This is a genomic window from Rhodococcus sp. EPR-134 (assembly GCF_001647205.1).
Classification (GTDB): domain Bacteria; phylum Actinomycetota; class Actinomycetes; order Mycobacteriales; family Mycobacteriaceae; genus Rhodococcus_F; species Rhodococcus_F qingshengii.
Window position 1 is genome coordinate 1 of the sequence record NZ_LVCT01000287.1, and the last position, 3,590, is coordinate 3,590.

Annotated in this window: 2 protein-coding genes and 3 pseudogenes; 3 read left to right on the top strand and 2 right to left on the bottom strand. The window is 64.1% G+C overall.

Annotated elements, in window-relative coordinates; all coding sequences use genetic code 11:
- Positions 1-363 (bottom strand): annotated as a pseudogene (locus A2J01_RS13185) (YihY/virulence factor BrkB family protein); the annotation flags it as partial.
- A gap of 256 nt (positions 364-619) precedes the next feature.
- On the opposite strand from A2J01_RS13185, the pseudogene A2J01_RS13195 reads away from it, so the two are divergent.
- Positions 620-2,398 (top strand): annotated as a pseudogene (locus tag A2J01_RS13195) (DEAD/DEAH box helicase).
- A gap of 133 nt (positions 2,399-2,531) precedes the next feature.
- Here the strand turns inward: A2J01_RS13195 and A2J01_RS13200 are convergent.
- Complete coding sequence (locus A2J01_RS13200) at positions 2,532-2,723, bottom strand: DUF7455 domain-containing protein (RefSeq protein WP_003942643.1); 192 nt, start codon at positions 2,721-2,723, stop codon at positions 2,532-2,534.
- Positions 2,724-2,957: 234 nt separating this feature from the next.
- On the opposite strand from A2J01_RS13200, the gene A2J01_RS13205 reads away from it, so the two are divergent.
- Positions 2,958-3,335, top strand: coding sequence for a DUF952 domain-containing protein (locus A2J01_RS13205; protein WP_064112866.1), 378 nt, complete (start codon positions 2,958-2,960; stop codon positions 3,333-3,335).
- 86 nt (positions 3,336-3,421) lie between these two features.
- Positions 3,422-3,590 (top strand): annotated as a pseudogene (locus A2J01_RS35095) (potassium transporter TrkA); the annotation flags it as partial.

Sequence of the window (3,590 nt, forward strand, 5' to 3'; positions counted from 1 at the left end):
CACCGAGATGATCTCCGGGCGTCCGCGCTGAAGGACGTCCGTCACCGTCGGGCGGATGATCTGGTCGACGACGCTTTCGCTGAAGATCGTTCCGCTGAACGTGACGATCTTGGATTCGATGATCTCGACGGTGTTGGGTCCGAACCACCCACCGATGTAGCCGATCATTCCCAGAAGGCCGAGCAGCAGGGGAGCAAGCGACAGCGTTTGCCAGAACGCGGCCGTAGCCGCCTTTCCGAAGATGGAATCGTCCCAGGCCTTGCTCAGGGTTCGACCGATCAACTGCCCGGTGCGGCGTAGCGGATGCCATCTGCGGTGGTGCAGATCACTTCCGCTCGACTTCTCGCCTCGCGCTTCACTCATGATGTCTCCAGCATCCCTGACGACACACCCGGTTGCCCAACCATGGCGCCGACGTGTCGCACATTTCTGAGACAATTCGCGTGCAGGTCGGCAGGATGCGAGAGAAGCGAAACCTCGCCGGCCGGAGTGAGAACGGCCATGAGTACGCGCTTCGAGTGCGGCTTTCGTCGGTGGCGGCGGCTAGGCTCGTCGCCGGACATTGATGAAAATTCGAGGAGCGCGAGACAACAGTGCGATTCCAGTGGAGGCGCGGCCTATGACGTCTGAGACCGTGGCAGCCGAGTTCGGCAAGTCGCCCGAACCCGCCGGAGCTCAATCCGCGGGAACCCAACCTGGCGCCCCTACCGGTTCCCTTCGTGCATGGCAGCGCCGTGCACTGACCAAGTACCTTTCCAGCAGTCCGCGTGACTTTCTGGCGGTCGCAACGCCGGGAGCAGGTAAGACCACCTTCGCTCTGCGGGTAGCTTCGGAATTGCTCCGTGACCGGACGGTCGACCAGATAACCGTCGTGGCGCCGACCGAGCACCTCAAACACCAGTGGGCGGAGTCCGCACAGCGCTCCGGCCTCGCATTGGACTCGCGGTTCTCCAACTCGACCGGCCAGACCTCGAGTGACTATCACGGCGTCGTGCTGACCTACGCCCAGGTTGCCTCGCACCCGTCGAAGCATCGTGTGCGGACCGAGGGCCGCAAGACGCTGGTCATCCTCGACGAGATCCACCACGGCGGCGACGCCAAGAGCTGGGGCGACGCCATTCGTGAAGCGTTTGGCGACGCGACCAGGCGTCTCGCACTGACCGGAACCCCGTTCCGCAGTGACGACAGTGCCATTCCTTTTGTCGAGTACGAGCCGGACAAGGAAGGTCTGCTCCGCTCGAAAGCCGACCACTCCTACGGATATTCGGATGCCCTCAAGGACGGCGTGGTTCGCCCCGTCGTGTTTCTCGCCTACTCGGGCGAGGCACGGTGGCGAAACAACGCCGGCGAGGAATTCACCGCTCGACTCGGCGAGCCGCTGAGCGCCGAGCAGACGACTCGGGCCTGGCGTACGGCCTTGGACCCTGCCGGCGACTGGATTCCTGCCGTGCTGCAAGCAGCAGACACCCGTTTGGCGCAGCTGCGCAGTACCGGTATGCCCGATGCCGGCGGACTTGTCATCGCGACGGACCAGACAGTGGCCCGCGAGTACGCGAAGGCCCTGACCGCGATCACCGGCGAACAGCCGGCCGTCGTGCTGTCCGACGACCCCACCGCGTCCAAGCGAATCGCCGAATTCGGTGCGAGCGACCAGAAATGGATGGTCGCGGTCCGCATGGTGTCCGAGGGCGTCGACGTTCCCCGTCTGGCGGTCGGTGTGTACGCGACCAGCGCGTCGACTCCGCTGTACTTCGCTCAGGCGATCGGGCGCTTCGTACGTTCGCGTCGTAAGGGCGAAACTGCCAGCGTCTTCCTGCCGTCGGTGCCGGTGCTTCTCGACCTTGCCGCACAGCTCGAGGCCCAGCGTGATCACGTACTCGGCAAGCCGCATCGTGAGAAGGACGGCCTCGAAGACGACCTGCTCGCCGATGCGAACTAGCAGAAGGACGAGCTGGGCGAGGAGGAGAAGGCGTTCACGTCCCTGGGCGCCGATGCCGAACTCGACCAGGTGATCTACGACGGATCATCCTTCGGTACCGCGACATTCGCCGGAAGTGACGAGGAAGCCGACTACCTCGGTCTGCCAGGCCTACTCGACGCCGATCAGATGCGGGCATTGCTGCGTCAACGCCAGCAGACGCAGGTCGAGGCCAACTCGGCCAAGGCCGCCGCCCCGCAACCCACGGCGGCAGTGGTATCCGATCGAGCGGCCACGGCAGATCAGCTCGGTGCGCTCCGCAAGGAGCTCAACGGGTTGGTGGCGATGAACGTTCACCGCACTGGTAAGCCGCACGGCATCATTCACGCGGAACTGCGCCGGGTGTGCGGCGGTCCGCCGACGGCCATCGCTACTGTCGATCAGCTGACCGAACGCATCGCGATTCTCCGCAGCTGGTAGCAGCCGATACCGGTCCCGCACGCTTCGCGTGCTTGCGGCCCCGGAACGGCAGAACGGGCGATCACAGTGACTGTGATCGCCCGTTCTGGCGTTCATGGCGCGCCTCGTGAAGAGGCCACCCCCGGCTGACAGGTCAGATTGCGGGTTCGCTTTCGGAGACGACGGCATTCATCTCGCGAAGTCGATCCGCGTGTTCGGTTGCGTGGTGTCCGCAGAAGAGAAGCTCGCCGCCGGTGGGAAGCACGGCGCGTACGCGTGCTCCGGCACCGCACCGGTCGCACCGGTCGGCAGCGGTCAACTGTGGGCTGGTCAGTGTTCCGGGCATGACTCCTCCGTACTGGCTTTGCGGCATTCGGGCCGCGTGCCTGGGGCCTGGTCCGCCGCGTCGGAATGGCGCGGTAGATCCACTCTTACAGACGTTTGGGGTTTACGGGTTGTTCCCGAAGGCGTTTCTTAGTGTTGTGTCTCACTGGAAATGCGCTGGGCAGGCATTCTCGGGTGAAGATTGTTCGCTGACAGCTGATTCGGATCGCCGACCTCAGCCCGATATTCTGGGCGGATGAACCCGGGACGCGAACCACTTGTCGACGAGAGCGTCGAGTTGCTCCACATGTGCACGCGCGAGGAGTGGGCGCGGGCACAACAGCTCGGTGAACGTATCCCCGACGGATTCGAGGCGGAGGGATTTGTCCACATGTCGACTCCGGCGCAAGTTCATCTCCCGGCCAATCGGATCTTTGCCGGCCGTGACGACATAGTCCTTCTGGCTATCGATCCGGCCTTGCTCGTCGGTCAGGTCAAGTACGAACCGGGTGTCCCCTCGGACCCGGAATCGATGCGATTCCCGCATCTGTACGCCCCGATTCCCGTCGCAGCCGTCACCGCTGTCGTCGAGTATTTTCCGGGCGAGAACGGCGTGTTTTCGCCGGTTCGGTAGGTCGCCGGTTCGCTCGCCGCGAAGTGCTCCCCGCGGATAACGGCCCTCCCGCGATGCAGGTCACCGATCGGCGCTACCGTTGGTGTATGAACGTAGAAGTCACCCCACTACCGGGGATCGGGACGCGCAAGGATTTTGTTCTGTCTTCCGGTCGTCGCGTGGGTGTCGTCACCCATCGGGACGGTCATACCGACCTCATCGTTTCCAAGGCAGACGACCCTGACGCGTGTGCTGCCTCGCTGCCTCTGACCACCG